Raw genomic sequence first — 26,629 nt, forward strand, 5'->3', positions numbered from 1 at the left:
CTCCGGGTCTGCGGGACTTGTTCCCGCAGACCCGGAGCCCGTCCCGTTCCGGGACCAGGTCGGTCCGCGAGTCTCAGCCCTTGGGGCCGGTGGACTGCACGACCTCGAACGACCACAGCGTCGAACCCGAGGCCGCCGGCTTCTGCTGAGCGTCACCACTGGGCCGGTGCGCCGACTGCATCGGGCCCGACATCCACGCCTGGAACGCCTCCTCCGACGCCCAGCGGGTGTACACGAGGTACTGGTCGGTGCCCTCCACCGGACGTAGCAGCTCGAACCACTCGAACCCGTCCGAGCTCTCCACCGCACCGGCCCGCGAGGCGAACCGCTTCTCCAGCACCTCCCGCTGCTCAGCGGGGACGGTCAGCACGTTGATCTTGACAATGCTCGGCACAGGAAACCTCTCATCACAAGGCGCCCGACCAGGGGCACCTCACCTTGACCACGTGCAAGCAGTCTCCTACATCCGCCAGTCCAACTCCGGACATTCGGGCTCACTCCGGGGGTGCGCTGTACCGTTCCACGGCGCTCCGGCTCGTGCTGCCGTCTCGGAAGACGAGTTCCCACGGACCGGTGTTCACATCGAAGTCCTTCCCGAAGCCCAGCCACTTCCCGGCCAGCCTCCGGCCGGTCGGCTCGGCGAGTAGCTGGAGTGCGCCGTGGTAGCGCGCGCCCCGGTAGTAACCCTCGCTAGCCGTCTGCTCTATCCACGTACCCGTGACCACATTCCGGTCGGCCTGTAGGTCGAGCATCAGCGAGGACCCCGAGTGGGAAGACGACAGCGATCGACCCGTGAGGCGGTTCCCGCGCTGAAGGAGCAGGACGTGGTGCTTACCGACGAACGTGTCTCCCCGGCTGGAGGAGAAGAACTCGTATCGGCTGAGCCAAATCCCTGAGTAGTTCTGACCGGTGGCGGTTGCCGGCTCTGCGTCCGGACTCTCGATACCACCCCCGCCGGCCGCCAGATCATGCCCACCGTGCCCGTCGGGTTGGACCCTCTCGCCGGGTTCCGGCATGTCGAAGCCCATAGCCTCAACCGGCATGCCTGTAACGGCTTCCAAGGCGCGCGTAGACCGGCCGGGGCTGACGGCTGGTACCCGATTCCCAGCGCTGCACAAGCCGCTTGTTCGCGTCGTTCGGTTCCCCTATGCGCTCCCCGGCATCCCGTAGGCGCTTCGCCAGCTCGTCCTGACTGAGACGCATGCCGAGCCGCACGGCCCGCGAGGTGTCGTTCGGTGTCGTCATGAGGGACACGGTACGACTCAACGGGCCCTCAATGACACCGAAATGACGCCCCCGAGTGACACCAGACCGACGCCTGACGCGACGCCGCGCTGCCCCCCGCCCTCCCGGGAAGGTTGGTCAACCGACCTGGGGGGACGAGGGAGGAACGAATGTCCGTACCAGCAGGGCCGACCGCCGGGGCATACCAAGGGATCGTCACGGACCACAACGGGGATCGCCGTCCAACCCGCTCCACCGCTCTGGACTACGACCCGAACGTCAAGCTGGGGCCGTCGCGGGGTCAGGACTGGCCGTTCTGCCAGTGCGGCAGCGACAAGTGCCCGGACAAGCTCTCTCGAGCACTGCCGTAACGAGCGGTCCCACAAGCGCCCGTGCCTGCCGTCGGAAGGGTCAACACCCCGGAAACTGCGCCTCGCACTGCAATGGCGGGGGTGGAGGCTGCGAAGGCAGCTAGCCTGAGCCCCACCGAACACGGAGAGGGCGGGAACATGGACAAGGACGAAGCCCAGCGGGTAGCCGGCACACTCCGCCGCCTAGGTCTGCGGGGGATCGTCTCCCCGGAAGACCTGGACAACCCGGACGGGCAATGGCGGGTGTACGACAGCGCCGACCCCGACACCCGGCGGGACATCACCGACGAAGCACTCGCGGCCATCAAGGACGTGTCCAGCCGAACCGGCCCGACGCGTGGATTCGTCGTCCCCGTCACCCGCTGAACAGCACCTCATAACGGCCCCGTTCGACCAGTGACCCAAGCGCTGGCCGGGCGGGGCCTGACCTTGACCATGCTCAAGCAGTCTCCTACATCCGCCAGTCCAAGAAGCGCGAGGGCGGCTCGCAGGCTTCCTCCACTGCGCGACACACCAAGCTTTCGCCTGCCTCAGGCGAATATTCGAGAATCAAGCCTTCCGCGGGATGGCTTCCGGGGCATCCTGGCTCCGTCCAGCCCGACGACGAGGGGAACGCCGTGACCGACTCCGGCGAGGTGGCCCAGCTCCGCAACGTCAAGCCCGGCGAAGCGTTCGTGATCGTACCGCGCGTGCTGCTGGCGGACTTCTCGCCGCGCGACGTTGATCGAGAGCCGCTGCTCATCAGCTTCGAAGAGTTCGACGGCATGTTTGAGACCTTTGAGCACACGGCCTTCCGACTGGAGACGCGTCGCCGCTACCGCTCCGACGAGCAGACGGAGACATCCGGCCGGTTCTCCGCAGGACAGTCGGCCGGATGGGACCTCGATGACCCATGGTGCCGATCGCGCCGTGAACAGGTGGCCATGGGCAAGCGATTCGAGCGCGTGAGGATCATGGACAACCCGCCGACGGTCGGGCAGCTGTACCTCCTCGACAATGCCGAGCGGAACAGCGCCGCGGGCGAAGTCATCCGGTACCTCTGGCGCACCGACGCCGATCGCCTGAGCCTTCCGGATGAAGACGCGTGGTTGTTCGACTCGCGCGTGATCGCACTGTTGCACTTCGACGCCGACGACGATCTGACTGGGGTGGAGCTGATCACAGACCCGGTGCAGGTGGCTCGCGCCTGCCAGGTCCGGGATGCTGCATGGCACTTCGCCAAGCCCCACCGCACGTTCAGCGCTGAGGTACCGTCCGGCGCGTGGGCACAGACTTCCAGCAGGCCCGAATCGCCCTCGGTATGCGGCTGCGTGAGCTGCGTGCCGAGGGCGGTTTTACGGGTCGGCAACTGGCCGACCGCCTCGCTGGCCAGTGCGGCGGTATACGGGCCGGATGCCCAGCGGGTCATCACGCGGTGCCGCAGGGCGCTCGGAGACATCTGAGAATCCACACGCAGCCGGGCCACCGCTCGAATCGGTATTGGCGTCCGATACCCCTGCGAAACGCTGCCCTTTCAGGCAGAACCGGTCGGTGTCGGGTTGCGTGTAGGGGATTGGCCCACCTTGTGCAGGTGGCTTTATCAAACCTTGGAGCTTTTCTTGAAGACCCGTCACCTGACCGCTGCCGCCGTTCTGGGCTTTGCCGCACTCACGCTGACCGCGTGTGGACCCGATGCGACCCCGTCGGCCTCCGCGCCCGTGGCAGGAACCCCCGCCGGCACAGCCCCCGGCTCGGCCGCATCGGGCGCGTCGGGAGCAACGGGCGCGGGCAAGTCCACTGCGAAGCCGGGCGGGACGGCGAGCCGGCCGGCCGGTACGGACGCCCCGATCTGCGGCAGCTCGGAGAAGGAGAGCGACGTCACCGGCCAGATGATCGGCCTGGATGGCAAGGCCGATCCCCGGTGGACCGGCGTCATCAAGCTCACCAACACCTCCGGTAAGGCCTGCGTGATCTACGGAGCCGCCGACCTGCGGACCGACGGCTCGCCCGTGTTCACCAAGCTGGCCACCGGAGTCCTCGGCAGCGGAGCGTTCGCCACCGACCGGGCACACGGAACGGTCCTGACGGCGGGAGAGTCGGTCTACCAGCCCGTCACCTGGCTCTCCTCCCCGCCGATCGCCCCCAACGCGACCTGCACGACCGGCTCGCAGCTCATCGTGGTCCGCAACGACGAGGTCCTGACGGTGTCCGTCCCCGTGAAGAACGCCCGCTTCTGCCCCGACAAGGCCACCGGCTCCCCGCAGGTGCTGATCGGCGTCCCGCAGACCAGCCTCGCCGCAGCACAGGCCCAGCTGCAGAACGTCGCTTCCTAGCCGGCGTCAGCACGTACAGCTGCCCCGCCCTCGGCAGGCCACCGTCATGGTGGCGACGCCGTCACCACCACCGCGACACCGCGAACACGAAGTCCCGCCGGACCAAGATCCGGCGGGACTTTGTCGTTGCCGCCCGACACCACCAGAAGCCGTCGCCCTCATTACCAGATCGAACGTCGCGCAACACCCAGTACCCGCGCGGAGCCGGACGGCGCAGATAGTTTGCAGCCGAACCAGTGAACCGGGATCGAGGCCCATCAAGGAGCGGCTCGCCGATGCCGACATTCATATGACAAGTGGTCGGGTCGGCTCGCCCTGTGCAGCAGGCTCCGCCCATGACTCCAGCAGATAGGAGAAGTTCTTGCGCGCGAAGCATGTACTGACCGGGGCTATTGCCATAGCTCTCGTGGCCATCGCGGGTCCGGCAAGCGCCGCCGGTTCGGGGGACACCACCGTGACCTTCACCGTGACGGTCGGCGCCATCTCGATCACGGTCCCCAGCTCGGCCGGCCTCCCGGCCGGGGTCCCCGGTGGCACGACCAGCGGGCAGCTCGGGGCGGTGACGGTCACCGACAACCGCGCCCTGCTCAACGCGTTCTGGACGTCGACGGTCTCCTCGACGGACTACACCACGGGTGGGGGAACGGCCCCGGAGACGATCACGAAGAGCAACGTGTCCTACTGGTCGGGACCCGCCACCGCCACAACCGGCAACGGGACCTTCACCCCCGGACAAGCCACGTCCACCCAGAAGCAGGCCCTGACCACGGCGATCACCGCTTTCAGCATGACCGGCGGTAGCGGAGACAACTCCGCGACGTGGAATCCGACGCTGGTGGTCGCGGTACCCGCCTCAGCGGTAGGTGGGCTCTACACGGGGACGGTGACACATTCGGTCGCATAGTCCGGCGCTTCGCCTGGCATTGCTGACACTGCTGCTGGCCGCGCTGTGCATCAGCGCGGCCAGCGCGGTCGGTGCGACGACCACGACGGGCCGGTCCGCGAACGCGGATCCAAGCCCGGACGGCAGCGTCGGCATCCGCCTGCTCGAAGCCCCGCTCAACCGGCACGACGACCCTCGTGCGCTCACTTCCATCGTCGACCACCTCGCCCCCGGCGCCGTGATCAATCGACGGCTGGAGATCTCCAGCACGTCATCCGCACCCCAGCACGTCGAGGTCTACCCCAGTGCCGTGGCCATCGAGCACGGCAGCATGGTCTTCGCCCCTGACCGCACGGCGAACGAGCTGACGGACTGGGTCACGCTCGACCACACCAGCCTCGACCTTCCCCCGCACGGCACAGCAGAGGTACGGGCAACCATCAACGTGCGGCCCGCAGCGTCCTCCGGGGAGCGCTACGCCGTCATCTGGGCCCAGGTCGCCTCCCGGCCCGACCCTTCGCACACCGTGACCACCGTCAACCGCGTAGGGCTTCGCCTCTATATCGATGTCGGGCCCGGTGGTGAACCGCCGTCGGACTTCCAGATCGGGGAACTGACCGCCACACGTACCAAGGACGGACAACCCGAGGTCCTCGCCCAGGTGCACAACACCGGCCAACGCGCCCTGGACCTCGGCGGAACACTGTCGCTGACGGACGGCCCGGGCTCCACGAACGCCGGGCCGTTCCAGGTCACACACGGCACCACCCTGGCGCCGGGGGACACCGCACCGGTCACCGTGCTGCTGGATCCCAGACTCGCCGACGGCCCCTGGACGGCACACCTGACGCTCGTCAGCGGCCTCGTCAAGCGGACCGCAACCGCAACCCTCACCTTCGCTGCCTCGCCCGGGAGTACCAGCCAGGGCGTCCTGCCCCAGACGGGATGGCCCACCCTCGGCCCGGTCGTCGCGGTGATCGCGGCTGCCGGAAGCCTGGGCCTGCTGCTCCTCGCCGCACGACGCCGTACCGGGAGGCGATGAAGAGAACTCGAAGCGGTCCGCGCGACGCGCCGCGCCCCCCAGCGGCGGAGGCCGGAACTAGTGTGGGTGAACCACACGCACCGCCGGGCTGGGTCGGCGGTGCGCGGAACTGAATGACGGAGTATCGGACGACCCCACCGACTGAGACGAACCGCGACGTGTCGCCTCGCGACGCCGCCGCTGGAGGAAGAACCAGTGAACGAACCGGCGGCCGTGCTCGCCGCCCGAACGACAGTGGCGCTGTCCTGCGCAATCGCGGTCGTGCTGCCCACAGCCTCGCCGGCGTGGTCGGAAACCCCGCCTGAACCCCGGTTGCTCGGCCTGTCCATCACGGTACCGACCTCGGTGAATCTCGGGAGTACGGCGCCTGGCGGAACGATCACCGCGCACCTCGGCTCAGTGACAGTCGACGACACCGGCGTCGTGTCCAGCTGGACGGCCACCGTCACCGCGACGAACTTCACCACGGGCGCCGGCGCACCCGCCCAGACCATCGCGAATGGCAGGCTCTCCTACTGGTCGGGGCCGGTCACCGCGAAGACCGGCAGCGGTACTGCCACCCCGGGGCAGGCCACCGCGGCGCAGGCGCAGAGCCTGAGCGCCTCCCGCACAGCCTTCACCCTGCAGTCAGGCCTCCTGATCACCTCCGTGACCTGGAATCCGACCCTGATCGTTTCGGTGCCGGCCTCCGCTGTAGGGGGTGCGTACACCGGAACCGTGACGCACTCGGTTGCATAGTCGGCGGCAAGGCCGCGCGGCGGCGCACCCCGGCCAAGCGAACGGAGGCCCGCGCCGCCGGAATCGCGTTCCCTCTCGGCGTCAACTCCGGTATTCCCTGCGAAAATCAGGGCCGGGAGTTCGGCGGCGGTCACGAAGCGGGGGCACCGGTGATCCAGATCAAGCTGACGGCGGACGCGACGGCACGCACGCGCTTCGCGATCTCGCCGGTCTACCAGACCATGGGCTTGCTCTTCGAGCTCGGCCGGCGCCCGCAGCTGGTGCCCCGCGAGTTACGCCTGCGCAGCCGGACGGTCATCCAGAATCGCGGGCTCTGGCTGCTCTCCGCACTGACGGTGAGCGAGAAGGGCTACACGCCGGACTTCCTGACTCCGGAGCCCGTCGCCTACCGCTCACCAGTGGACGATGAACTGCACCGCATCGCGGGCGTCGCAGCAGACCGAGTGCGCGACGAGATGGCGGTGGTGTGCAACGGTCTCGACGTCGCCGCGCTGCCGGCGCGCGCTGCTCAGCGCATCGTGCTGGAAGCGCTGGACGCGGGCGAGGACCGGTTCGCGGAGCAACTCGCGTGCCAGCTGGACGTGTTCTGGGCCGAGGTGATGTCACAGTCCTGGGAGGACCTCTCCGAACGCTTGGAGCGCGACGTCGACCAGCGTGCCGCCATGACCGCACGATCCGGCCTCGGTGGCATGATCGACGGCCTGGACCCGGTGTTCGGCTGGGCCGACGGCGCGCTGTCGGTCAGGAGCGAGTACCGCGTCGAGATCGAGGCTCCGGGGGTCATCCTGATCCCCGGAGCCTTCCTCCACTCCCCCACGTTCTCCATCGACCCGACCTACGCGGATACGCCGCGCACGCCCGTGATCACCTACCCCATCGGCGCCCGGCCGGACGTCCCCCACGACCTCGGAGAGCTCATCGGCGGATCCCGGGCCACGATCCTGAAGGCCCTGGCGACCCCGCGCACCACCGCCGAGGTCGCCCGACACGTCCACCTGAGCCCCAGCACGGTCTCATACCATCTCCAAGTGCTCCACCGCGCCGGCCTGTTACGGCGCTTCCAGCGCTCACGCCATGTCTTCTACCAGGTGTTGTAGGACGGGCGACGGCCGTGGCTGGAGACCCCCGTCCACCAGCCACGGCCCGTGCGCTCGTACCGTCGGAGCGGCCGCAACCCGGCCCGAGCAGTACTGGCGAACGCCCCTGATCCGCCGCCAGGGAGCTTGTTCCCGGCCGGACATGACCAGTGAAGCGGCGGGACGGGCAGGCAATCGAATGATTCGACCAGCTTCGAAGACGATCACCACGGGGGGGCGGCCGCACAGCACAGAGCCCCTGACGCCCGAACTGGGGCGCAGGGGCTCTGTGGTGAACCCGGGAGTCAGACGGCCCCGAACTCGCCCGCCTTGATCCCGGCAACGAACGCGGCGAACGCCTCGGCGCCGAACACCAGCGCGGGGCCGTGCGGGTCCTTGGAGTCACGGATGGGGACGACGGCGTGGAAGTCGGGCGCGACCTCCACGCACTCGCCGCCATTGTTGCTGCGCGTGGACTTCACCCAGCGAGCGCCGGCCAGGTCCGTGGAGTCGCGGTTCAGGGCGACGGCCGGGAAATCAAGCGCGACCTCCACGCAGATACCGCCGTTGTTGCTGTGCTTGGACTTCACCCAATGAGCGCCGGACAAGTCGATGGTCATCAGTCAACTTCCTTCCGAACAACGGGGATCGCGACGAGCGAGGCCACCTTCGACAGCGACTCCACCCATAGCCGATGGTAGCCGCGCCACCCCAAGCGGCAATGAGGCAACACAAAGCCCCTGGGGCCCGGGACTGGGCCGCACAGGGGCGTCGTGGTGAACCGGGGAGATCAGACGGTCCCGAACTCGCCCGCCTTGACCCCGGCAACGAACGCGGCGAACGCCTCGGCGCCGAACACTAGCGCTGGGCCCTGCGGGTCCTTGGAGTCACGGACGGGGACGACAGCGACGAAGTCGGGCGCGACCTCGACGCAGTTACCGCCGCTCTGGCTGTGTCGTGACTTAACCCAGCGAGCACCGTGCAAGTCGATGATCGTCATTCAAGTTCCTTCCGAACAGCGCGGATCACGGCGAGCGAAGCCACCTTCGAGAGCGACTCCACTTGCAGCTGATCGTAGTCCTTCTCCCAGTCTGCGACGGCTTCACGCCCGCGCTCAAGATGACCTTTGGGGTGGGACTCGGCGTATCCCACCACCGTACGATCAGGCAGCGTCAGCAGGACGACGGGCAACGCGAAGGGAGCGTGCTCGGCAAGGCTGAACGGAGCAACCTGGATCGTGACGTTCGGACGATGCGCCAGTTCCTCAAGGTAGTCCAGCTGCGGGAGCATCACCTTGCGCCCACCAACCGGACGGACCAGACAGCTTTGGTCCATGACCGCATGGATGATGGGCGGCGACTTCTGCTCGAGCAGGCGTTGGCGAGTGGCCAGGAACGCGATCCGTTCGTCAGCCTGGGCTTGAGTGATGCTGCCGCGCTGCACGGCCGCCGAGGCCATCGCTGTTGCGTAGGCCGTGGTCTGGAATAGGCCAGGGATCAGACCCAGTTCGTAGGTACGCAGCCTGCGGCAACGCGCCTCCGCCTCCGCGAACTCCGGGAACCCCTCAAGCAGCGCAGCCCGCGCACAGCGCTGCCACAGCTCGTAGAGCGTCCCCCCGGTATCGAACACCTCATCGGCTTTAACAGCGAAGTGGCTTGTTGGAGGTCGCTTCCCTCGTTCGATGTACGAGATCAGGGTGTTGGAGTACCCCATCCGCTTCCCCAGCCCGACCTGCGACCAGCCCCTCGCCCGCCGCAGCCTGGCAAGTTCCCCGCCGAACCTCAGGCGCGGAGATGACGTTGGATCAACTTCCGTGTGTTCCATGATCTCCCGAACCTTTCACCGCACGGATCGGTCAACGTTGACTCTCTAGCGAGCGTAACTCGGATCGCCGATTCTTGTAGCGGAACGACTACACAGAGGAGTCGGCCGTGGGGTATTCGCCATGCGACAGGAGTCCAGGTGTCACAACTGAGCAGAATCCGAGCAAAGAAGCGCAAGCAAGCCACCGATGCGCTCGCCGAGTTGATCGCCGCGCTCACACTCGCCGACATCGTGCTGCCCTCGGCCGGCGTCGACTGGCAGTCGGCGATCACCGGCGAGGTCCTGGTCGAACTCGGCAGGGCCCGACCGGATGTGATCACGCTGCTGGCGAAGGTCATCCGGGTAGGCGCGGAGGTGCTACGTGCTTCCGCGTGTTGAGGACCCCGACCAGCAACTCATCCGCCACCACAAGGAACAGGCGGTGCGCGCCATCCGCTCCCTCGTCCAAGGCCTGGACCTGGCCGGACTTCCTCAACTCATCACGCTGGAAGGCGAGATGGCGACCGGAACGCCGTACGGCGGACACGTCCAGCTCGGCGGAGCGAACGCGCGCGTCGTTCAGGCACTGGCCGACTTCCTCCTCACCCACGCCCACTGCACCGGCCGCATCATCCCGGGCGAGCTCATGCCCACTCGGGTGGCCGAACTGCCCCCTGTGCGAACGGAACTGAACCCATGAACCACCCCACCCCCGACGACCTCCCGCCCACCGGCGCCTACGTCGTCGACCGCAAGTCGCTGCGCATTCTGGTCGTCATGGACAACCGCGCCGGCGAGCTCTACCTCCGCCCACCCGGCGGCGGCATCGAGATCACCCGCAAGCCCGACCAGATCCGGCCCGCCGACCGCACCGAGACCCTGCGCGGCCGCGTCGCCAAGGCCAACCTGGACGCCGAACACGGCTGCGCCGGCTGACCGGCCCCACCCCCCGCCCCCGCCGACCCCGACCCTTACCCCGGCCGGCGGGGGCCTGCCTGCTGGCAGGAAATGCCCGGTCGCTGGCGGTCGCCGCCCTGTCGGCGCAGGGGCCGCGCGGATGACCATGGACGCATGCTGATCCGCCCCGCCACGCCCGCCGACCTGCCCGCGCTGGCCGCCCTCTGCGCCGACCACGCCCGCTACGAGCGCTCTGGGCCCGTCGCAGCGGACCTCGCCGAGCGGCTGCACCCGGCGCTCTTCGGCGCGGCCCCGCGACTCGCCGCCCTGGTACTGGTCGCACCGGACGGCGAGTTGGCCGGATACGCCACCTGGAGCCGGGAGTTCTCCACCTGGACCGGCGCCGAGTACACGCACCTGGACTGCCTCTACGTCGACGCGGCACACCGCAGCGGCGGTCACGGCCGACGGCTGATCGAAGCCGTCATCGCCGAGACCGACGCCGGCCCGCTGCAGTGGCAGACACCCGACTGGAACACCGGGGCGCAGCGCTTCTACGACCGCCTCGGCGCCCACGGCACCGCCAAGATCCGATACACCTACCGTTGATGGGTCACTGAGGTCTCTCCACGGACCTTCTCTTCGTGCGACGGAGGGACATGAAGCGTCCCTGGCTGTCCGTCACTGCGGCTTCCAGTGGGCAAACACCTCCTGGACGTCGTGAGGGGAATGGGCAAGCGCGGCAGGATCGGGTTCGGCCGCCGTGACGTGAGGGAGGTGCACGATGACGTCGTAGGCGTCCAGCGGGCTCACGTCGGAGTAGAAGGTGCCAATGCCCGCGCGCTGTTGGGAGGCAGCCCGAACGGCTTTGGTGTCGGCCGGTGACAGCCGCCGCAGGTCGGTCGCGAAGGGTCCGTCGTGGCTGGCGGCCATGAGCGCGTCGAGGCTGCCGGGCTGGGGATTCTCCATGTCCGTGAAGAGTGTGCCGGTATAGAAGTCAGCCCCGGTGTTGAGGATGTCGCCGGTCCCCGAGGTCGTACCGATGACCAGGTAGTCCGCGCCGAGCCGGTCGGCGAGGTGCATGCCCATCGGCGTCATCGGAGCCATGCCGGGAGTCGCGCCGGGCCAGCGCTGGATATGGCCGTTGTGGGCGGCGAGGACAATCCGGTCCTCCCTGCGCAGGATCCAGTCGACCGTGTCCGCGATCGTGGCATCGCGGTTGAACATCATCCCCTGCCGGTCGCCGCGCACCATCTCACGGTTGAACGTGTCGAGGGCGACCGTGACGCGCAGCGAAACCAGCGCGCGCTCGTAGGCGTCGAGCGTGGTCCGTCGAAGGTAGGTGAGGCGCCGGCCCGTCATGCGTGCCGTCAGCTCGGCAAGGCTCGCCGTCAGCGCGTCCCTGCGTTCGGGCGCGAGCTTCCCGTAGGCGGTGATGGCCGCGGGCGCGGAGAACGCCGATGCAGCAGCATGGGCGCAGGCCGTCTCCCGAACGCTCGGGTCGACCTGGAACTCGGGATCGACCTGCGCAAGGTAGGCGAGCACGGCGTCCAGGCCGGGCAGCAGGGACACCATCGAACCGGGAAGGTCGATCCCGTAGAAGCCGATCGGGTGCGCGGCATGGCGATTGTGCTCCCGCATCCACTCCAGCTGGGCGCGCAGCTGCGTCCACAGCCCCATCAGGGACGTCGTGCCGGTTGCCATGACCTGGCCGAGCTGCTCGCCGCCGCCTCGGACCCAGCTGTCGACCAGCTGTCCTTCCACGAATCCGGTCTCCATCGCGTAGGCGCTGAAGCCGTGCCGTTCGACCAGGTAGCGAAGCAGGCGGTGGCGGAGCTGGTAGCACTCGCGGTTGTAGTGCGCGCTCTCGCCGATCGCCACGACCCGCGCCTGGCCGATCGCCTCATCCAGCCATTCCAGGTCGTCCAGCGGCTCGGTCGGATCCAGCGTGCGCAGCGGCATCACCGCCTCGCCACTCAGCCGAGCCGCCGCCGTCGAGGTGTCCGTGGTCACTGCCAGCCCCTCTCGATTGTTCCCAACTTTGGGAACGGTATCAAATATGGGATTGTCAGGTGTGGACACGCGAGACCTCCTCCTGCATCCCGTGCGACTGCGCATCGTGCACGCCATGTCCGGCGCACGCGCCCGCACCACGTCCGAGCTGTGCGCTCGCCTGCCCGACATCCCCAAGACCACCGTGTATCGACATGTCGGCCTACTGGTCGAGGGCGGAGTGCTGGAGGTCGCCGAGGAGCAGCGCGTGCGCGGCGCCGTCGAACGCCACTACCGGCTGCGCCGGGATCGAGCGGTGATAGACGCCGACGCGGCCGTGTCGATGTCGCTGGACGACCACCGCCGCGGGTTCGCCGCCGCCATGGCCGCCCTGCTCACCGAGTTCAACGCGTACCTCGAACGGGACGGAGCCGACCCGGGCGCCGACTCCGTGGGTTATCGGCAGGGCACCCTCTGGCTCAGCCCCGACGAACTCGCCGAGATGGTCGGCGCGTTGCGCGAGGTCTTCACGTCGAGGGCGGCCAACAAGCCCGCGCCGGGCCGCAGCCCCCATCTGGTGAGCGCGATCTTCTTCCCGAGCGAGGAGTCAGCGGTCTAAGGACAGGGGCAGTTCAACACCCTGCTGCGGCACGTGCGAGACCTCAGAAGCGCGGTCCGTCAGTTCCGTTCGGCCAGGATCGGCGTCACCAGGGCTTCGATCTGGTCGGTGGACACCGCCTGCAGGGCCCGGGCGGCGAGCCGGCCGTGACGGTCGACCACCAGGGTGGTCGGGAGGAACTGCGGGTCGAAGCTGCCCTTGGGGAACCTGAGGATCTGGGTGCCGTCCGGGTCGTACAGGCTCGGGTAGGTGATGCCGTGTGTCTGCTCGAATCGCAGGGCGTTGGTCGGATCGGTGTCCCGGGTGTTGATGCCGAGGAACTGGACGCCCTGGCCCTGGTACTTCTCGTAGGCCTGCTCCAGGCCGTCCGCCTCCGCCCGGCAGCCGGAGCACCAGGAGCCCCACAGGTTGATCACGACGATCTTGCCCTGGTAGTCGGAGAGCGCGATCGGTTTGCCGTTCAGGTCGTTCCCGGCGATCGCCGGGGCGGCCTTGCGAGCCGCCAGCGGCACGGTGTCGACCCCGGCACTGCCCTTGATGAAGCCCGCGTCACTGCTGGAGCCGGACCCCGAGGGGGAGCACCCGGTGAATGTGAGGGCTCCCGCCAGCATGAGCACGGCCGCGACGGGGAGGCGCTTCTGACCAGACATGCCAGGAGCTTCGCACAAGACCTGCCGGTACTTCAGCGGGGGGTGAGTTCCTGCTCCGGGCGGTCCGGGGTGGGGCCGGCCGGGGCGGCGGCTTCGTCGGCGGCCTGCTTCTCGCGGGCCTCGCGGAGGTCGCGGCGGAGCAGGACGACCCAACCGGCCGGGATCAGCGCGGCGAACAGCCACCACTGGATCGCGTAGGGCAGGTGGACGCCCTGGCCGACCACCGCGTCGTCGCTGGTGGAGGAGGCATTGGGGGCCGGCACGAGCTCGGCCTCGTCGGCGGCCGGCGGGGTCGGGCTGGTGGAGACCAGTTCCAGGTAGCCCGCGACGACCGGCTGCTTCAGACGCGCGGCCTGTGCGCTGCTGTTGATCAGCATGAACATCCGGTCCGGCAGGCCGCCGTGGTCGGGGATGCCGGTGCCCTTGGTGGTCTCGTCGGGCCGCAGCCGGCCGGTCACGGTCAGCTCGCCGGTGGGAGCCGGCGGCACCGTCGGGTAGCTGCCGTCACCCGCTTCCGAGGCGACCCAGCCGCGGTTGACCAGCACCAGGTCGCCCGCGTCAGTGACCAGCGAGGTGATCACGTAGTAGCCGACCGTCGCGCCGTCGGCCGCGGTGCGATGGCGGATCACGAACTCGTGCGCCAGGTCGTAGTGCCCGGTCGCGGTGACCGGGCGGTACGTCAGCGCGGTGGGCACGGTCCCGCCGGGGTGCGAGACGACGTCCATCGCGACCGGCGGCGCGTCCATCGCGGCGGCGGTCACGACGTTCTGCCGGTTGGTCTGCTCGTAGCGGTGGTACTGCCAGCGTCCGAGCAGGACCATCGCCGGGATGATCGCGAAGAAGACGAGGGTCAGGACCAGCCAACGCCGGGTCAGGAGGGTGCGGAGCAGCATCAGGTGACGCTATCCCCCTTTACCTTTCCGCCACGAACCGCCCTCGCCACGAACCGCCCCGATGGGAACCGCCGCCGGTGGGAACGCGACCTCGAACCAGGCGCGGCGGCGCGTTCGGAGGGGTCGTCCGACGGAGACGGCCCCTCCGAGGGTCAGCGGTCGGGTTCGTGGTCGGCGAGCACCGGGTCAGTGCCACGTCCAGCTCTGGTTGGTCCAGCCATTGCAGGCCCAGAGCTGCACCTTCGCGCCGTTGTTGCCGATCGTGTTGGTGTCCCCGTCCAGACACTGCCCCTGGTCGTAGTTTTTCAGCGTGCTGCCGTTCCAGATCCAGACCTGGTTGCTCCAGCCGTTGCAGCCCCACAGCTGCACCTTCGCACCGTTGTTGCCGATCGTGTTGGTGTCCCCGTCCAGACACTGCCCCTGGTCGTAGTTCTGGATGACGTAGTAGCCGACCGGCAGGTTGGGTGCCGGGGTCCACACCCAGCTCTGGTTGCTCCAGCCGTTGCAGGCCCAGAGCTGCACCTTGGCACCGTTGTTGCCGATCGTGTTGGTGTCCCCGTCCAGGCACTGCCCCTGGTCGTTGTTGGTGAAGGCCGTCGTGCGGTAGCTCGCGTTCGCCGCGATGGCGTCGGCGGTGATGCTGCCGACGGCGGGCGGCATGGCCGAACGCGGCGTGGTCTGGTGCGTGGTCAGGTGGGTGCTCTGGGCGGCCTGGGCGGTCGCTCCCTGCGCGATGCCGAGCGTCAGGACGCTCATGCCGATGGTGAGGGCGAATCCGAACCGGTTCGTGCGCATGGCTGCTCTCATTTCGTCGCGGGACCGAGGTGGATGTTCTCCGTGTACGACTGGTTAGAACGGTAGAGAGTCAGCCCAGGCCAAGGCAATAGGTTCCTAAATAGACGTAAAATAGCCCTACTCAGAAGTCAGTTGGACGTGCGTCAGCTTGTCGGGGTTGCGGACGATCCGGATCGCCGCGACGCGGCCCTGCGAGACGTCCAGGCAGGAGACCGAGTCGGCGCGGCCGCCACTGCTGATCAGCAGCCCCGGGCTGCCGTTGACCAGCACGGGGTGGACGCCCATGTCGGGGAGCGGGGTGGAGAGGACGCCGAGAATGAAGCGGGCGACCTTGTCGGCTCCGTGGACCGGGCGCAGCGCGGCGCGGACCTTGCCACCGCCGTCCGACCAGGCGGTGACGTCGGGGGCCAGCAGTTCCAGCATGCGGTTCAAGTCGCCACCCAGGCAGGCGGACAGGAACTCGTCGGTGACCTGGCGCTGGGTGGCGGCCGAGGCGTCGTAGCGGACGTTGCGCTCCTGGACGTGCGCGCGGGCGCGGCTGCCGACCTGGCGGACGGCGGCCTCGCTGCGGTCCAGGGCCTCGGCGATCTCCTTGTAGGAGAAGCTGAAGACCTCCTTGAGCACAAAGACCGCGCGCTCCAACGGCGACAGGCTCTCCAGCACCACCAGCATCGCCAGCGACACCGACTCGGCCAACTCGACGCTCGCCGAGACGTCCGCCAAGGCAGCTGCCGAGACCGACGCCCCGACCGACGCCCCCGCCGCCGGCCCACCGCTCAGGCCCGGCAGCGCGGTCACCAGCGGCTCGGGCAGCCAGCTGCCGACATACGACTCCCGCCGGACGGCCGCCGAAGTCAGCCGGTTCAGCGAGAGGTTGGTGATCGTCCGGGCCAGGTAGCCGGCCGGGTTGGCGACCGTCGCGGTGACCTGGCTCCAACTGATCCAGGCGTCCTGCACCAGGTCCTCGGCATCGGCGACGCTGCCCAGCATCCGGTAGGCGATGCCGAACAGCATCCGCCGGTGCTCGGCGAAGGCGGCGGCCCGCGCCTCCACCTCCGAGCGGTCGGAGCGCTCGGAGTGGTCGGAATGGTCCAAGTGCGCTGCGGCGGCGGGCTCGTCCGATCCATCGATCACCGCCCGACGGTACCTCACACGCCTCCGAGAACCGGGCCACCGCAGAAAACCCCCTGGCGCGATGCCTTGACTAGGGGTTTACGATCGCGATGATCAGCCTTGAGTCTGATCATCCCAAGCGGTAGCTCTGCACAAGGTGGTACGGGGGATGGACGCGATGAGTGTCATCGTGATCGTGGGTACAGCGGTACTCGCGCTCGCACTGGGCTGGGGGGTCGTCCGGGCGTACAACCGGCTGATCAGGCTGCGCAATCAGACGCAGGCGTCGTGGGCGCAGATCGACGTGCAGCTGAAGCGGCGCCACGACCTGATCCCCAACCTGGTCGAGACCGTCACCGAGTACGCCGACCACGAGCGCGGCACCTTCGAGGCGGTCACCGCCGCCCGCGGCGCCGCCGCCTCCGGCGGGCTCGGGACGGCGCAGCGGGCCCAGGCGGAGGGCCAACTCACGGCCACGCTGGCCAAGTTGCTCGCCACCGCCGAGGCCTACCCGCAGCTCAAGGCCGACCGGAACTTCCTGCGCCTGCAGAGCGAGCTGACCGGCGCCGAGGACCGGATCGCCTACGCGCGGCAGTTCTACAACGCCGCCGTGCAGTCCTACAACACCGCACTGGAGACCTTCCCGAGCAACCTGGTGGCGGGGCTCGCCAGCCACGCGCCGAAGGAGTACTTCGAGGCCGAGGCCGCCACCCGCGAGGCCGTCCAGGTCAGCTTCCGGTGAGCGCACCGGAGGAGTTCGCCGCCGCCGGCGCTGCCGCCCTGCTCGGTTGGCTGCTGGCCTTCGCGCTGGCCCTGCTCGCCACCCGCAACGGCACCGTGGTGCCCGCCCCCGCCACCCAGGAGCTCGGCGACCAGCCGGAGCCACCCGCCGTGGTGAGCCTGCTCGCCGCCGACTGGCGCTCGACCGCCCACGCGGCCGAGTCGACGCTGCTCGACCTCGTCGCGCGCGGGCACCTCGAACTGCGCCAGGCCGGCGACGACCCGGCCGACACCACCGTGCACCTCACCAGCCACTCCCCCACCGTGCTGCGCCCGTACGAGCACCGCGTGCTGGCCCGGGTGACCGCCCAGGCGGGGGCCGCCGGCGCGCCGATCGGCGCGATCGCCTTCCGCGACGCCAAGCAGGCCGTCGGCTGGCACCTGCGGTTGCGCCAGGAGATCATCGCCGAGGCCCGGCTGCGCGGGCTGTCCCGCCCGCGCTTCAGCAAGGCGCTGATCCTGGCGCTGTTCACCGGCACCTTCGTGCCGGCCGTGCTGCTCGGCCTGGCGGTGCTGGCCCTCGGGCATGCGCACAGTGTCCGGCCGGCGTTCGCCGTCGGCGCGCTGACCGTGCTGGTCCTCGGCTGGCTGGGGCAGCGGGCGATCGGCGAGCGCGCCACGCCGGCTGGGCTGGCCCGGGCCGGGCACTGGCAGGGCGTGCGGTCCTGGCTGCGGGCGCACGAGAGTTTCGCCGAACTGCCGCCCGCCGCCGTCACGGTGTGGGAGCGCTATCTGGCGTACGGGACGGCGCTGGGCGTCACCACCCGGGCCGCCCGGCTGCTGGACTTCGGCAACGGCGACCGCCACCGGGTCTGGTCCGGCTACGGCGGCAGCTGGCGCGAGGTGCGGATCCGCTACCCGCGACTGCGCCCCGGCTACGGCGCCGCGCCGAGCGGCCTGCGGCGGCGGGCGCTGGCCGCGGCCACCGTCGCGGTCGGCGGGCTGCTCTTCTCGCTGCTCCGCCAGCCGAGTTGGGCGGTGGCCGACGGGCCGCTCTCGGCGGACTCGCTGCGCCGCCCCGGGCTGCTGCTGGTCATCGGCTGGATGCTGATCGCCGCGCTCGCGCTCGCGGTGGTCGGCCGCTTCAACCGCCCGACGCTCACCGCCTGCGTGCTCGCCGGGATGCTCGCCAGCGCCGTCCTGCGCAACGGTGCGCGGCACGCGATGGAGGGCCCGCTGGTGGGCGAGTGGGTGGTGATCGGCGTCTTCGCGGCGCTGGCCGGCTACTTCCTCGTGCTGGCCGCGCTCGACGGGCGCAGCAGCGCCACGCTCACCGGCGAGGTGCTGCGGATCGAGTCGCGGCACAATCCGAAGTGGCCGAACTTCCTTGCGCTGGACGACGGTTCGACCGACCGTACGGTCGCCTGGGCGCTGCCGGGCCCGGCGGCGGGCTTCGCGACCGGCAGCACCGTGCGGGTGACGGTGTCCCAGGTCACGCACCGGGTCCGGGTCGTCCAGGTGCTGGCCCTCGGCGCGGACTACCAGGCGCAGCAGCGCGAGCCCAGCCCCATCCCGTAAAAGGAGTTCAGAGCGTGCGGCCCTCGTTGTGCGGCACGTGTTCGTGGGGCGTGGGGTCGGGCCGGTCGTGCGGGTCGCCGCAGAGGTTGTTGCTGAGCCGGGTGAGCAGCTCGGCGAGGTCGGCGAACTGCTTCTCGTCCCAGTCGCCGCACAGCTGGGAGAGCTGCGAGCGCCGGGCCGCGAGCAGCCGTACGGCCACCGCCTCGCCCTCCTCGGTGAGCCGCATCGGCAGGCCGTTGCGGTGGGCCAGGCCGCGCCCCTCGACCTCGCGGGCCGCCGCCTCGACCACCTGCGGCGGCACGATCCTGTGCTCGGCCAGCTCGGCCGGCTCGACGGCGCCCTGCCGGTGCATCTGCAACAGCAGCCAGCTGGAGGCGGGTTGCAGGTCGAGGCCGGCCTCGGCGGTGATCCGCCGGTAGAGGTCGCGGCGCGCCTCGCGGGTGTTCAGTACGGTCAGCGCCCGGGCGATCTCGTCCACCGAGGAGCGCTCCACCGGGTTGAAGCCGATCCCCTCGCCGAGGTCCGGGGCGGTGACGGTGGCCCGCAGCGGCTGCTCGCGGATGAAGAGCGCCAGCACGAAGGCGACGGCCGCCACCGGCACGGCGTAGAGGAAGACCTCGGTGATCGACGCGGCATAGGCGTGCAGCACCCCGTGTGCGACCTGCGGCGGCAGGCTGTGCACCAGGTGCGGGTCGGAGGTGATCCCGCTCGCCGAGAAGCCCGCCGGGAGGTGCACGCCCGCCAACGCGTCGCGCAGCCGCCGGTTGAGGCCGCTGGTGAAGATCGCGCCGAAGATCGAGACGCCGAAGGAGGCGCCGATCGAGCGGAAGAAGGTGGCGCCGGCGGTGGCCACCCCGAGGTCCTGGTAGCCGACGGAGTTCTGCACGATCAGCACCAGCACCTGGAGGACCAGGCCGAGGCCCAGGCCGAAGACCAGGAAGTACAGGCTCATCTCCAGCGTGCTGCTGTTCTCGGTGAGCCGGGAGAGCAGCAGCAGACCGACCGTCACCACCGCCGTCCCGGCGATCGGGAAGATCCGGTAGTGGCCGGTGCGGGCGACGATCTGGCCGGAGCCGATCGAGGTGAACAGCATGCCCAGCACCATCGGCAGCATGTGGATGCCGGACAGGGTCGGCGAGACGCCCTGCACCACCTGAAGGAAGGTCGGCAGGAAGGTCAGCGCGCCGAACATCGCGAAGCCGACCACGAAGGAGATCACCGCGACCAGGCTGAAGGTGCGCGAGGCGAAGAGCCGGGGCGGCAGCACCGGCTCCTCGGCCTGGCGCTCGACGAGGACGAAGGCCGCCAGCAGCACGAGGCCCAGCACCCCCAGGCCGATCACCTGCCAGGACGCCCACGGCCAGGTCACCCCGCCCAGCGAGGCCATCAGGACCAGGCAGGTGGCCACCGAGGCGATCAGGAAGGTGCCCAGGTAGTCGATCCGGTGCTGCCGCTTGGTCTCGGTGGTGTGCAGCACCGCGGCGATGACGGCCAGCGCGACGATGCCGATCGGCAGGTTGATGTAGAAGACCCAGCGCCAGGAGAGGTTGTCCACGAAGAGCCCGCCGAGCAGCGGGCCGAGCACGCTGGTGGCGCCGAAGACGGCGCCGAACAGGCCCTGGTACTTGCCGCGGTCCCGGGGCGGTACCAGGTCGCCCACGATCGCCTGGGTAAGAACAATGAGGCCGCCGCCACCCAGGCCCTGCAAGGCCCGGAAGGCGATCAACTCGCCCATGTTCTGGGCGACTCCGCAGAGCACCGAGCCGATCAGGAAGATCACGATCGAGGCCTGGAAGAAGCGCTTGCGGCCGTACATGTCGCCGAGCTTGCCCCAGAGCGGGGTGGCGGCGGTGGAGGCCAGCAGATAGGCGGTGACCACCCAGGAGAGGTGTTCGAGGCCGCCCAGGTCGCTGACGATGGTGGGCAGCGCGGTGGAGACGATGGTCTGGTCGAGCGCGGCGATCAGCAGGGCCAGCAGCAGCGCCCCGATCGGCACCCAGAGGTTGTGGACACCCGCCTCGGGGGAGACCAGCGGTCCGGGCGGCGCGTCGGTACGTCCGGGATCGGCAGCCGGGTCCGCCATCGGGGTCTCCTTGCTGTGCGGGATCGCCCAGATCCGGGCGAGTCGACAAACCGATGATCTGACTATTAATCCGATTCCCCATCGTGTCAGGTTTGCCCCGGTTTGCAGTACTGGACTGGGCCATCCGTAAGTGCTGCAAGGGAAATCGGCTCTGTTCGGCTCCGGCGGCGTCCTGCATAATCGGGCGCGTTCGACCCCAGTCAGCGATTCGAGGAGGAACGGCCCATGCCGGGACAGCATTGCCCCGCATGCGGCGCCGCACAGACCGGCTACGGCTGCGGCTGCCTCGCTGATTCGGACGTCACCGACACGGCGGTGCTGCCGCTGATCGAGGGCCCGCCGCTGGTCCGGCCGTACGTCCCGGAGGTCGCCATGACCGGCGATCAGGCTGACGACCCGTACGGCACCGCGGTCCTCCCCCCGCTCCCGCCGATGCCCATGGCGTCACCGCCGTTGCCGCCGTCACCGCCGTCCCACGGCGCACCGCGCGAGCTGGGGCTCTTCCCGATCGCCGCAGCGCCCGAGACCGCGCCCAGGCGGGGCGGCTCGCGCCGCGCGGGACGGCGGCGCAGCCGCACGCTGACCATGGTCGGCGCGGGGGCCGGCGTGGTCGCGCTCGGCGTCGGCCTGGCCTTCGCCTTCTCCTCAACGCCGACGCCGCACCAGGACTCGCTGGAGCCGCTGCCGAGCAGCGTCCCGGACCTCGCCCCGAGCGCCACCGCGAGCGTCGCGCCCACCAGCGCGGCGCCCACCCTGGCGCCCAGCACCCCGCCCGCGAGCTCGGCCAGACCGTCGCCGTCCCGCACCAGAGCCAGCGCACGTCCCAGCACCCAGACCCCGATCTCGGTCACCAGCGCCCCCGCGCCCACCAGCGCCCCGCCGGTCACCAGCGCCCCACCCAGCCCCACGGACAGCCCGACCGACTCGCCGCAGACGCTCAGCTACGGGATGAGCGGGCCGCAGGTGTCGAGCCTGCAGCAGCAGTTGGCGGCCGCCGGCTGCGGCCGGCACCTGCACAGCGGGGTCTACGACGACGCGACCACACAGGCGGTGATCAACCTCCAGCAGACGAACGGCCTCAACCAGGACCAATCCGGTGTCTACGGCCCGGAGACCCGCCAGGCCCTGGAGAGCGGCGCCAACTGCATGCAGTAGCAGGTAGGTCAGCCCGCGACGGCCTCGACGAGGCTGATCCCCGCCAGCACCAGCATCGCCGCCGCCGCGACCCGGATGATCACCTTCATCGGCACGTGCTTCAGCAGCTTCTGCCCGCCCAGGATCGCCAGACCGCCCACCGCGCACAGCGCCAGCCAGGCCCCCAGGCCGACCGAGAGCGGATCGGCGTACTTGGCGGCCAGGTTGGCGGTCATGATCTGGGTCAGGTCGCCGAACTCGGCCACCGCCACCACCACGAAGCTGGTCCCGGCGACCTTCCAGAAGCCGCTGGAGGACGGCTCCTTGGCCTCGTGCGCCTCCTCGTCCTTGTGGAGCAGTAGCATCACGGCGCCGGCCAGGAAGAGCAGCCCGCTGACGCCCTCGACCCAGCGGTGCGGCAGCAGGGCCAGCAGGCTGCCGGCCGCCAGCGCCAGGCCGACCTGGACCGCCATCGCCGCCGCCACTCCGGCGAAGACGTACGCGGCCCGGTAGCGGGTGCCGAGCATCAGCGCGGCCAGCGCGGTCTTGTCCGGCAACTCGGCCAGGAAGATGATGCCGAAGGTGACGGCGAATACGGTCAGGTCCATCAGAGTCGGTGTCCCTATGGTCGGGCTGCCCGACCGGTCGGCCTCATAAAAAAAGAGACCTCGGCCCGACAGCACTGGTCATGATCACAGCACTGCGGCCGAAGGTCTCGCCGACACCCACGGATAACGGGTGTCCCGGGCGCCGGGCCCCAGCAAGGCGGCCAGTATGTCGACGGTCCGGTGGAGGGCTACTCCCCTTCAACGCCCCCACTCTACCGGACGCCGTACCAGGCCCCGCCCCACCAGCTCGAGCACCACCACGATCGCCACCGCCTCCACCGCCAGCAGCGCGACCAGGACGAAGAGTTGCACCGCCCCCGCCGCCACCGGCGAGGAGCCGCCCAGCAGCATGCCGACGAACGCGCCTGGGAGGGTCACCAGGCCGACCGTCCGGGTCTGGTCCAGGGCGGGCACCAGTGAGGTGGCGGCGGCCGGGCGGCAGATCTCCAGACGGGCGTCCCGGTCCTCGAGACCGAGTGCCAGCGCGGCCTCCACCTCGCCGTGCCGCTGGGTCAGCTCGTCCAGCGCCCGACGCCCGGCCAGCGAGGTCGCGGTCAGCCCGCCGCCGATCAGGATGCCCGCCACCGGGACGATCGACAGTCCCTTGAGCGGCAGCAGCCCCGCGCCTATCAGCAGCGCGAGCACCGGCAGCACTCCGGCGCCGATTGGGGCGGCCGCCCAGGCCCAGCTCCAGCCCGGCGCGTCGGTCATCCGCCGCCCGGCCGTGCGCACCGCCACCGTGAACATCACCAGGACGAAGAGCGACGTCGACCAGAGCGCGTGCACCACCCAGGTGATCACAAAGGCGACCGCCGCCAGCTGCACCACCGCCCGCAGCCCGGCCCGCGCCACCGCGTGGCCCTGCCCGAGCATCCCCCACCCGGCCACCGCCACGGCTATGACCAGGAAGAGCACCATCGCGACCCCGAGTACCGGGGTGACCGGGAACAGCTGGTTGCCGACGGAGGCGGCGGCGAGCGGCGGCACGGCGCTCAGATCCAACTGACGAACCACATGTGGTCACGCCAGACACTCGTGGGGACGACCTGGCCGGTGTACAGCGGCAGGAAGTAGGCGAAGCAGACCACCACGGCCAGCACGATCGCCCCCGCCGCCGCACCGCCGATCGCGCGCCGGCGCGCGGAGCAGCCGGCCGGCCCGAGCATCGCGCCCAGCATCTGGGCCACCGCCAGGCAGAGGAAGGGGACCAGCACCACCATGTAGAAGGAGAAGATGGTCCGCTCCTGGAAGCCGAACCAGGGCAGGTAGATCGCCGCCACCGCGCACAGCACGGCGCCCGAGCGCCAGTCGCGCCGGAAGAACCAGCGCCACAGCAGGTAGACCAGTGCGAAGCAGGCCGTCCACCAGAGCAGCGGGGTGCCGAGCGCCAGGATCTGCGCCGTGCAGCCGCCGACGGCCTTGCAGCCGTGCTCGCCGACGTTGGAGTTCTCTACATACATGGAGACCGGGCGGCCCTGGACCAGCCAGCTCCACGGGTTGGACTGGTACTGGTGCGGCGAGGTGAGCGTGGTGTTGAAGGTGTACATCTCCGCCTGGTAGTGCCACCAGCTGCGCAGCGCCGCCGGGAGCAGGCCGGGGCGGCCGTCGGCCCAGTGCCGGTCGTAGCCGCCGCTGGTGGCGAACCAGCCGGACCAGGCGCTGAGATACGTCAGGGCGGCCACACCGACCAGCGAGAAGAAGGCCGGCGCCGCGTCGCGCCGCAGCATGCTGCCCAGCGGGTGGCGGGCGCCGGCCTTGCGGCGGGCGGCCTGGTCCCACAGGACCGCCAGCAGGCCGAAGGCGGCCGTGATCTGGAGGCCGTTCCACTTCACCGAGCAGGCCGCGCCGAGCAGCAGCCCGGCCGCCAACCGCCAGGGCCGCAGCCCCAGCCGCACCCGGTCACCGTCGACGCCGTCGACGCCGGTCATGCGGGCGATCCGGGCCCTGGTGCGATCGCGGTCGATCAGCAGGCAGCCGAAGGCGGCCAGGACGAAGAACATCAGGATGCCGTCGAGCAGCCCGACCCGGCTCATCACGAACTGCAGGCCGTCCACCGACATCAGCAGCGCGGCCGTGCAGCCGATCAGCGTGGAGCCGAAGAGCCGGCGCCCGATCCGGGCCAGCATCAGCACCGAGAGGGTGCCGAGCAGCGCGACCATCACCCGCCAGCCGAAGGGGTGCAGGCCGAAACCCCACTCCCCCAGCGCGATCACCCACTTGCCCAGCGGCGGGTGGGCGACGAAGGCCGGCTCGGAGGAGAGCGGGATGATCTGCGGCACGGCGAGGATCTGGTCGTTGGCGATGAGCGGCCAGGTGCCCTCGTAGCCCTGGTGGAGCAGCGACCAGGCGTCCTTGGGGTAGTACGTCTCGTCGAAGACGAAGGCGTTGGGCAGCGCGAGGTTCCAGAACCGCAGCACCCCGGCGAAGACCGCCACCGCGATCGGGCCGATCCAGTCGGCGTACCGGGTCAGCCAGGGCACCCGCCGGGTCAGCGCCGCCAGCACGGGCGGGCGGGTGCCGGCCGAGCCGCCGGCTTCGGGGGCCACTACATCGGGCCGCTCGGTGACTGCCGTTTCTGCCATGACCCCACCGATGTCGACGCGCTGACCAACCGGGCTGACCCTATGTCCCGGTGGCCAGCTCCGTCACCCTCTCATGCCACCGGTCGGAGCTCACGGACCGGCACGGGCGCCAACTCGCGTGCGTCGTCGTCGTACCTGCCGTCCCCGCGTACGTCGTCCCCGCGTACGTCGTCCTCGCGCACGTTGTCCTGGGCCGGCGTGAGGTGGCGCCGCAGGCTCAGCGCCAGCAGCACGATCAGCAGGGTGCAGCCGGTCATCGCCGCCAGGTAGAGCGGCCACATCCCGGTGCCGACCAGCAGCACGCCGACCGCCGGGCCGACCGCAATGGCCAGCTGCTTGACCAGTGCGAAGGCCGAGTTGTACGTGCCGAGCAGCCGGGTCGGCGCCAGGTCGGCGACGATCGGGCCCAGGGTCGGGGCGAGCATCGACTCGCCGACGCCGAACAGCACGTAGATGGAGACGATCGCGATCGTCGCGGCCATCGCCTCGCCGCGGATCAGGCCGGCCAGCAGCGCGGCGGCCCAGGCGCCCAGCCAGATCACGCCGGTGGCCGCCATCGCCGTGGTCCGCCGGTGGCGGGCGGTGATCCGCACCATGAACATCTGCAGCAGCACGATGGTCAGCGCGTTGGCGCCCAGCGCCATGCCCAGGGTGGCGGGCGGGGTCCGGACGGTGTCAGTGGCGAAGGCCGCGACACCGGACTCGAACTGTCCGTAGCAGGTGAAGAAGATCAGCCCGGCCAGCAGGCACAGCCGCAGCATCGCCTTGTCGGCCCGCAGCGCGCGCAGCCCGCTCGGGGCCTGGGCGCCGGCCGGCTCCGCCACCGCGGCGGCGGTCAGGGCGGGGCCCTTGGCGAGCTTGGCGGTGCCGGTGACCGCTCCCAGTGCCAGGAAGGCCAGCGCCTCGATGGTGAAGAGCCTGGTCAGGCTGGCCGGGTCGGCGACGTTGACGATCTGCCCGCCGACCAGCGCGCCGAAGCCCATGCCCAGGTTGACCAGGGTGAACTGCAGGGCGAAGGCGTGCGAGCGGGTCGTGGGGGTCGAGCAGCGCACGATCATCGTGGCCAGTGCCGGCTGGCAGGTGGTCACACCGCCGCCGAAGAGGAAGGAGGAGACCAGCAGCCCAGCCGTCCCGGTGGCGTGCCCGAAGCTGAACGCGCCGGTGGCGGCCAGCGCGGCGCCGGCCAGCAGCACCGGGCGCGGCCCGTACCGGTCGATGCCGCGGCCCGCGAAGGGCAGCACGAAGAGCGCGGCCAGCGCGAAGACGGTGAAGACCATGCCCGCGGCGAACGAACCGAGCCCGCGCACCTCGTTCACGTACACGAACATGTACGGCATCGTGAACCCGCTGCCGAACGCGCTCAGCGCGTTGCCGACCTGGACCCGGCGCAGGGGGCCACCCGCTCCGTACGTGTGCTGCTTCATGGGTGGACACCCCTTCAAGGTTTTAGGCTGCAAGATTTCAGAGCTAAAATATACAAAGCGTAAGAGTGTGGTGTCAAAGGCTTAAGAGATGC

The 26,629-nt window shown here is 70.0% G+C and carries 28 protein-coding genes and 3 pseudogenes; 16 read left to right on the forward strand and 15 right to left on the reverse strand.

What is annotated here, in order from left to right:
- Window positions 1–73: 73 nt before the first annotated feature.
- Both P3T34_RS12355 and P3T34_RS12360 read right to left on the reverse strand, forming a co-directional pair.
- Window positions 74–394 carry an antibiotic biosynthesis monooxygenase gene (locus tag P3T34_RS12355; protein ID WP_280666084.1) on the reverse strand — a complete coding sequence of 107 codons (321 nt, stop codon included), beginning with the start codon at window positions 392–394 and terminating at the stop codon, window positions 74–76.
- Between the two features lie 100 nt (window positions 395–494).
- Window positions 495–1,245 (reverse strand): annotated as a pseudogene (locus P3T34_RS12360) (XRE family transcriptional regulator).
- A gap of 488 nt (window positions 1,246–1,733) precedes the next feature.
- Between P3T34_RS12360 and P3T34_RS12365 the strand changes: the two are divergent.
- The 8 genes and pseudogenes from P3T34_RS12365 to P3T34_RS12395 all read left to right on the forward strand — a co-directional run bounded on the left by P3T34_RS12365 (window position 1,734) and on the right by P3T34_RS12395 (window position 7,667).
- Window positions 1,734–1,961 (forward strand): hypothetical protein, encoded by a 228-nt coding sequence (locus P3T34_RS12365; protein WP_280666085.1) that lies wholly within the window; start codon window positions 1,734–1,736, stop codon window positions 1,959–1,961.
- Window positions 1,962–2,284: 323 nt separating this feature from the next.
- Window positions 2,285–2,824 (forward strand): annotated as a pseudogene (locus P3T34_RS39905) (DUF6879 family protein); the annotation flags it as partial.
- Window positions 2,825–2,856: 32 nt separating this feature from the next.
- Window positions 2,857–2,958 (forward strand): annotated as a pseudogene (locus P3T34_RS12370) (transcriptional regulator); the annotation flags it as partial.
- 235 nt (window positions 2,959–3,193) lie between these two features.
- Window positions 3,194–3,907 carry a hypothetical protein gene (locus P3T34_RS12375; RefSeq protein ID WP_280666086.1) on the forward strand — a complete coding sequence of 238 codons (714 nt, stop codon included), beginning with the start codon at window positions 3,194–3,196 and terminating at the stop codon, window positions 3,905–3,907.
- Window positions 3,908–4,268: 361 nt separating this feature from the next.
- Complete coding sequence (locus P3T34_RS12380; protein ID WP_280666087.1) at window positions 4,269–4,811, forward strand: hypothetical protein; 543 nt, start codon at window positions 4,269–4,271, stop codon at window positions 4,809–4,811.
- Window positions 4,812–4,830: 19 nt separating this feature from the next.
- Window positions 4,831–5,832 carry a peptidase gene (locus P3T34_RS12385; protein WP_280666088.1) on the forward strand — a complete coding sequence of 334 codons (1,002 nt, stop codon included), beginning with the start codon at window positions 4,831–4,833 and terminating at the stop codon, window positions 5,830–5,832.
- Window positions 5,833–6,027: 195 nt separating this feature from the next.
- Complete coding sequence (locus tag P3T34_RS12390; RefSeq protein WP_280666089.1) at window positions 6,028–6,570, forward strand: hypothetical protein; 543 nt, start codon at window positions 6,028–6,030, stop codon at window positions 6,568–6,570.
- Between the two features lie 149 nt (window positions 6,571–6,719).
- Window positions 6,720–7,667, forward strand: coding sequence for a helix-turn-helix domain-containing protein (locus P3T34_RS12395; RefSeq protein WP_280666090.1), 948 nt, complete (start codon window positions 6,720–6,722; stop codon window positions 7,665–7,667).
- Between the two features lie 284 nt (window positions 7,668–7,951).
- Here P3T34_RS12395 and P3T34_RS12400 read toward each other — a convergent pair whose 3' ends face one another.
- From P3T34_RS12400 to P3T34_RS12410, 3 genes are all read right to left on the reverse strand, one after another.
- Window positions 7,952–8,266 (reverse strand): DUF397 domain-containing protein, encoded by a 315-nt coding sequence (locus P3T34_RS12400; protein ID WP_280666091.1) that lies wholly within the window; start codon window positions 8,264–8,266, stop codon window positions 7,952–7,954.
- A 170-nt stretch (window positions 8,267–8,436) separates the two neighbouring features.
- Window positions 8,437–8,646, reverse strand: coding sequence for a DUF397 domain-containing protein (locus P3T34_RS12405; RefSeq protein WP_280666092.1), 210 nt, complete (start codon window positions 8,644–8,646; stop codon window positions 8,437–8,439).
- The gene (locus P3T34_RS12410) at window positions 8,643–9,470 is read right to left on the reverse strand and encodes a helix-turn-helix transcriptional regulator (RefSeq protein ID WP_280666093.1); all 828 of its coding nucleotides are present in this window, start codon (window positions 9,468–9,470) and stop codon (window positions 8,643–8,645) included. Before P3T34_RS12410 ends, P3T34_RS12405 begins: the two co-directional genes overlap by 4 nt.
- Before the next feature lie 138 nt (window positions 9,471–9,608).
- Between P3T34_RS12410 and P3T34_RS12415 the strand changes: the two genes are divergently transcribed.
- The 4 genes from P3T34_RS12415 to P3T34_RS12430 all read left to right on the forward strand — a co-directional run bounded on the left by P3T34_RS12415 (window position 9,609) and on the right by P3T34_RS12430 (window position 10,955).
- Window positions 9,609–9,848: a hypothetical protein gene (locus tag P3T34_RS12415; protein ID WP_280666094.1), complete on the forward strand. Its 240-nt coding sequence runs from the start codon at window positions 9,609–9,611 to the stop codon at window positions 9,846–9,848.
- The gene (locus P3T34_RS12420) at window positions 9,832–10,149 is read left to right on the forward strand and encodes a hypothetical protein (RefSeq protein WP_280666095.1); all 318 of its coding nucleotides are present in this window, start codon (window positions 9,832–9,834) and stop codon (window positions 10,147–10,149) included. The genes P3T34_RS12415 and P3T34_RS12420 overlap by 17 nt, the downstream gene beginning before the upstream one ends.
- Entirely contained in the window at window positions 10,146–10,385 is a 240-nt protein-coding gene (locus P3T34_RS12425) for a hypothetical protein (RefSeq protein ID WP_280666096.1), read from the forward strand. The genes P3T34_RS12420 and P3T34_RS12425 overlap by 4 nt, the downstream gene beginning before the upstream one ends.
- A 135-nt stretch (window positions 10,386–10,520) precedes the next feature.
- Window positions 10,521–10,955, forward strand: coding sequence for a GNAT family N-acetyltransferase (locus tag P3T34_RS12430; RefSeq protein ID WP_280666097.1), 435 nt, complete (start codon window positions 10,521–10,523; stop codon window positions 10,953–10,955).
- 72 nt (window positions 10,956–11,027) lie between these two features.
- Here P3T34_RS12430 and P3T34_RS12435 read toward each other — a convergent pair whose 3' ends face one another.
- Window positions 11,028–12,359 (reverse strand): erythromycin esterase family protein, encoded by a 1,332-nt coding sequence (locus tag P3T34_RS12435; RefSeq protein WP_280666098.1) that lies wholly within the window; start codon window positions 12,357–12,359, stop codon window positions 11,028–11,030.
- A 115-nt stretch (window positions 12,360–12,474) separates the two neighbouring features.
- Here P3T34_RS12435 and P3T34_RS12440 point away from each other — a divergent pair, with 115 nt between their 5' ends.
- The gene (locus tag P3T34_RS12440; protein ID WP_348534652.1) at window positions 12,475–12,957 is read left to right on the forward strand and encodes a helix-turn-helix domain-containing protein; all 483 of its coding nucleotides are present in this window, start codon (window positions 12,475–12,477) and stop codon (window positions 12,955–12,957) included.
- A gap of 59 nt (window positions 12,958–13,016) precedes the next feature.
- On the opposite strand, the gene P3T34_RS12445 is transcribed toward P3T34_RS12440, so the two are convergent.
- From P3T34_RS12445 to sigJ, 4 genes are all read right to left on the reverse strand, one after another.
- On the reverse strand, window positions 13,017–13,607 hold the full coding sequence (locus P3T34_RS12445) for a TlpA disulfide reductase family protein (RefSeq protein ID WP_280666100.1): 591 nt from the start codon (window positions 13,605–13,607) through the stop codon (window positions 13,017–13,019).
- 32 nt (window positions 13,608–13,639) lie between these two features.
- Window positions 13,640–14,500 (reverse strand): SURF1 family protein, encoded by an 861-nt coding sequence (locus P3T34_RS12450; RefSeq protein ID WP_280666101.1) that lies wholly within the window; start codon window positions 14,498–14,500, stop codon window positions 13,640–13,642.
- Between the two features lie 186 nt (window positions 14,501–14,686).
- Window positions 14,687–15,295, reverse strand: a complete 609-nt coding sequence (locus tag P3T34_RS12455) for an RICIN domain-containing protein (protein ID WP_280666102.1) — start codon at window positions 15,293–15,295, stop codon at window positions 14,687–14,689.
- A 117-nt stretch (window positions 15,296–15,412) separates the two neighbouring features.
- Window positions 15,413–16,348 (reverse strand): RNA polymerase sigma factor SigJ, encoded by a 936-nt coding sequence (sigJ, locus tag P3T34_RS12460; RefSeq protein WP_280672019.1) that lies wholly within the window; start codon window positions 16,346–16,348, stop codon window positions 15,413–15,415.
- A 229-nt stretch (window positions 16,349–16,577) separates the two neighbouring features.
- Here sigJ and P3T34_RS12465 point away from each other — a divergent pair, with 229 nt between their 5' ends.
- Together P3T34_RS12465 and P3T34_RS12470 are read left to right on the forward strand one after the other, a co-directional pair.
- Window positions 16,578–17,150, forward strand: coding sequence for a LemA family protein (locus P3T34_RS12465; protein ID WP_280666103.1), 573 nt, complete (start codon window positions 16,578–16,580; stop codon window positions 17,148–17,150).
- The gene (locus tag P3T34_RS12470) at window positions 17,147–18,706 is read left to right on the forward strand and encodes a DUF2207 domain-containing protein (RefSeq protein WP_280666104.1); all 1,560 of its coding nucleotides are present in this window, start codon (window positions 17,147–17,149) and stop codon (window positions 18,704–18,706) included. The genes P3T34_RS12465 and P3T34_RS12470 overlap by 4 nt, the downstream gene beginning before the upstream one ends.
- Window positions 18,707–18,713: 7 nt before the next feature.
- On the opposite strand, the gene P3T34_RS12475 is transcribed toward P3T34_RS12470, so the two are convergent.
- Complete coding sequence (locus P3T34_RS12475) at window positions 18,714–20,789, reverse strand: MFS transporter (protein ID WP_280666105.1); 2,076 nt, start codon at window positions 20,787–20,789, stop codon at window positions 18,714–18,716.
- 225 nt (window positions 20,790–21,014) lie between these two features.
- Between P3T34_RS12475 and P3T34_RS12480 the strand changes: the two genes are divergently transcribed.
- On the forward strand, window positions 21,015–21,944 hold the full coding sequence (locus P3T34_RS12480) for a peptidoglycan-binding domain-containing protein (RefSeq protein WP_280666106.1): 930 nt from the start codon (window positions 21,015–21,017) through the stop codon (window positions 21,942–21,944).
- A gap of 8 nt (window positions 21,945–21,952) precedes the next feature.
- Here P3T34_RS12480 and P3T34_RS12485 read toward each other — a convergent pair whose 3' ends face one another.
- The 4 genes from P3T34_RS12485 to P3T34_RS12500 form a co-directional block, all read right to left on the reverse strand.
- Window positions 21,953–22,534 (reverse strand): TMEM165/GDT1 family protein, encoded by a 582-nt coding sequence (locus P3T34_RS12485; RefSeq protein WP_280672022.1) that lies wholly within the window; start codon window positions 22,532–22,534, stop codon window positions 21,953–21,955.
- 195 nt (window positions 22,535–22,729) lie between these two features.
- Window positions 22,730–23,449, reverse strand: a complete 720-nt coding sequence (locus tag P3T34_RS12490) for an ABC transporter permease (RefSeq protein ID WP_280672024.1) — start codon at window positions 23,447–23,449, stop codon at window positions 22,730–22,732.
- A gap of 74 nt (window positions 23,450–23,523) precedes the next feature.
- Window positions 23,524–25,113 (reverse strand): phospholipid carrier-dependent glycosyltransferase, encoded by a 1,590-nt coding sequence (locus P3T34_RS12495; protein WP_280666107.1) that lies wholly within the window; start codon window positions 25,111–25,113, stop codon window positions 23,524–23,526.
- Window positions 25,114–25,184: 71 nt separating this feature from the next.
- Window positions 25,185–26,537, reverse strand: coding sequence for an MFS transporter (locus P3T34_RS12500; RefSeq protein WP_280666108.1), 1,353 nt, complete (start codon window positions 26,535–26,537; stop codon window positions 25,185–25,187).
- Between the last annotated feature and the right edge of the window lie 92 nt (window positions 26,538–26,629).

It is taken from the genome of Kitasatospora sp. MAP12-44 (genome assembly GCF_029892095.1).
Taxonomy (GTDB): domain Bacteria; phylum Actinomycetota; class Actinomycetes; order Streptomycetales; family Streptomycetaceae; genus Kitasatospora.

Bases quoted from the DNA above. Each gene is read 5' to 3' on its own strand.
- P3T34_RS12495 (WP_280666107.1), bottom strand. From the start codon at position 25,113: ATGGCAGAAACGGCAGTCACCGAGCGGCCCGATGTAGTGGCCCCCGAA.
- P3T34_RS12430 (WP_280666097.1), top strand. From the start codon at position 10,521: ATGCTGATCCGCCCCGCCACGCCCGCCGACCTGCCCGCGCTGGCCGCC.
- P3T34_RS12445 (WP_280666100.1), bottom strand. From the start codon at position 13,607: ATGTCTGGTCAGAAGCGCCTCCCCGTCGCGGCCGTGCTCATGCTGGCG.
- P3T34_RS12450 (WP_280666101.1), bottom strand. From the start codon at position 14,500: ATGCTGCTCCGCACCCTCCTGACCCGGCGTTGGCTGGTCCTGACCCTC.
- P3T34_RS12440 (WP_348534652.1), top strand. From the start codon at position 12,475: ATGTCCGGCGCACGCGCCCGCACCACGTCCGAGCTGTGCGCTCGCCTG.
- P3T34_RS12455 (WP_280666102.1), bottom strand. From the start codon at position 15,295: ATGCGCACGAACCGGTTCGGATTCGCCCTCACCATCGGCATGAGCGTC.
- P3T34_RS12365 (WP_280666085.1), top strand. From the start codon at position 1,734: ATGGACAAGGACGAAGCCCAGCGGGTAGCCGGCACACTCCGCCGCCTA.
- P3T34_RS12425 (WP_280666096.1), top strand. From the start codon at position 10,146: ATGAACCACCCCACCCCCGACGACCTCCCGCCCACCGGCGCCTACGTC.
- P3T34_RS12465 (WP_280666103.1), top strand. From the start codon at position 16,578: ATGGACGCGATGAGTGTCATCGTGATCGTGGGTACAGCGGTACTCGCG.
- P3T34_RS12405 (WP_280666092.1), bottom strand. From the start codon at position 8,646: ATGACGATCATCGACTTGCACGGTGCTCGCTGGGTTAAGTCACGACAC.
- P3T34_RS12490 (WP_280672024.1), bottom strand. From the start codon at position 23,449: ATGGTGCTCTTCCTGGTCATAGCCGTGGCGGTGGCCGGGTGGGGGATG.
- P3T34_RS12480 (WP_280666106.1), top strand. From the start codon at position 21,015: ATGCCGGGACAGCATTGCCCCGCATGCGGCGCCGCACAGACCGGCTAC.
- P3T34_RS12500 (WP_280666108.1), bottom strand. From the start codon at position 26,537: ATGAAGCAGCACACGTACGGAGCGGGTGGCCCCCTGCGCCGGGTCCAG.
- P3T34_RS12400 (WP_280666091.1), bottom strand. From the start codon at position 8,266: ATGACCATCGACTTGTCCGGCGCTCATTGGGTGAAGTCCAAGCACAGC.
- P3T34_RS12475 (WP_280666105.1), bottom strand. From the start codon at position 20,789: ATGGCGGACCCGGCTGCCGATCCCGGACGTACCGACGCGCCGCCCGGA.
- P3T34_RS12410 (WP_280666093.1), bottom strand. From the start codon at position 9,470: ATGGAACACACGGAAGTTGATCCAACGTCATCTCCGCGCCTGAGGTTC.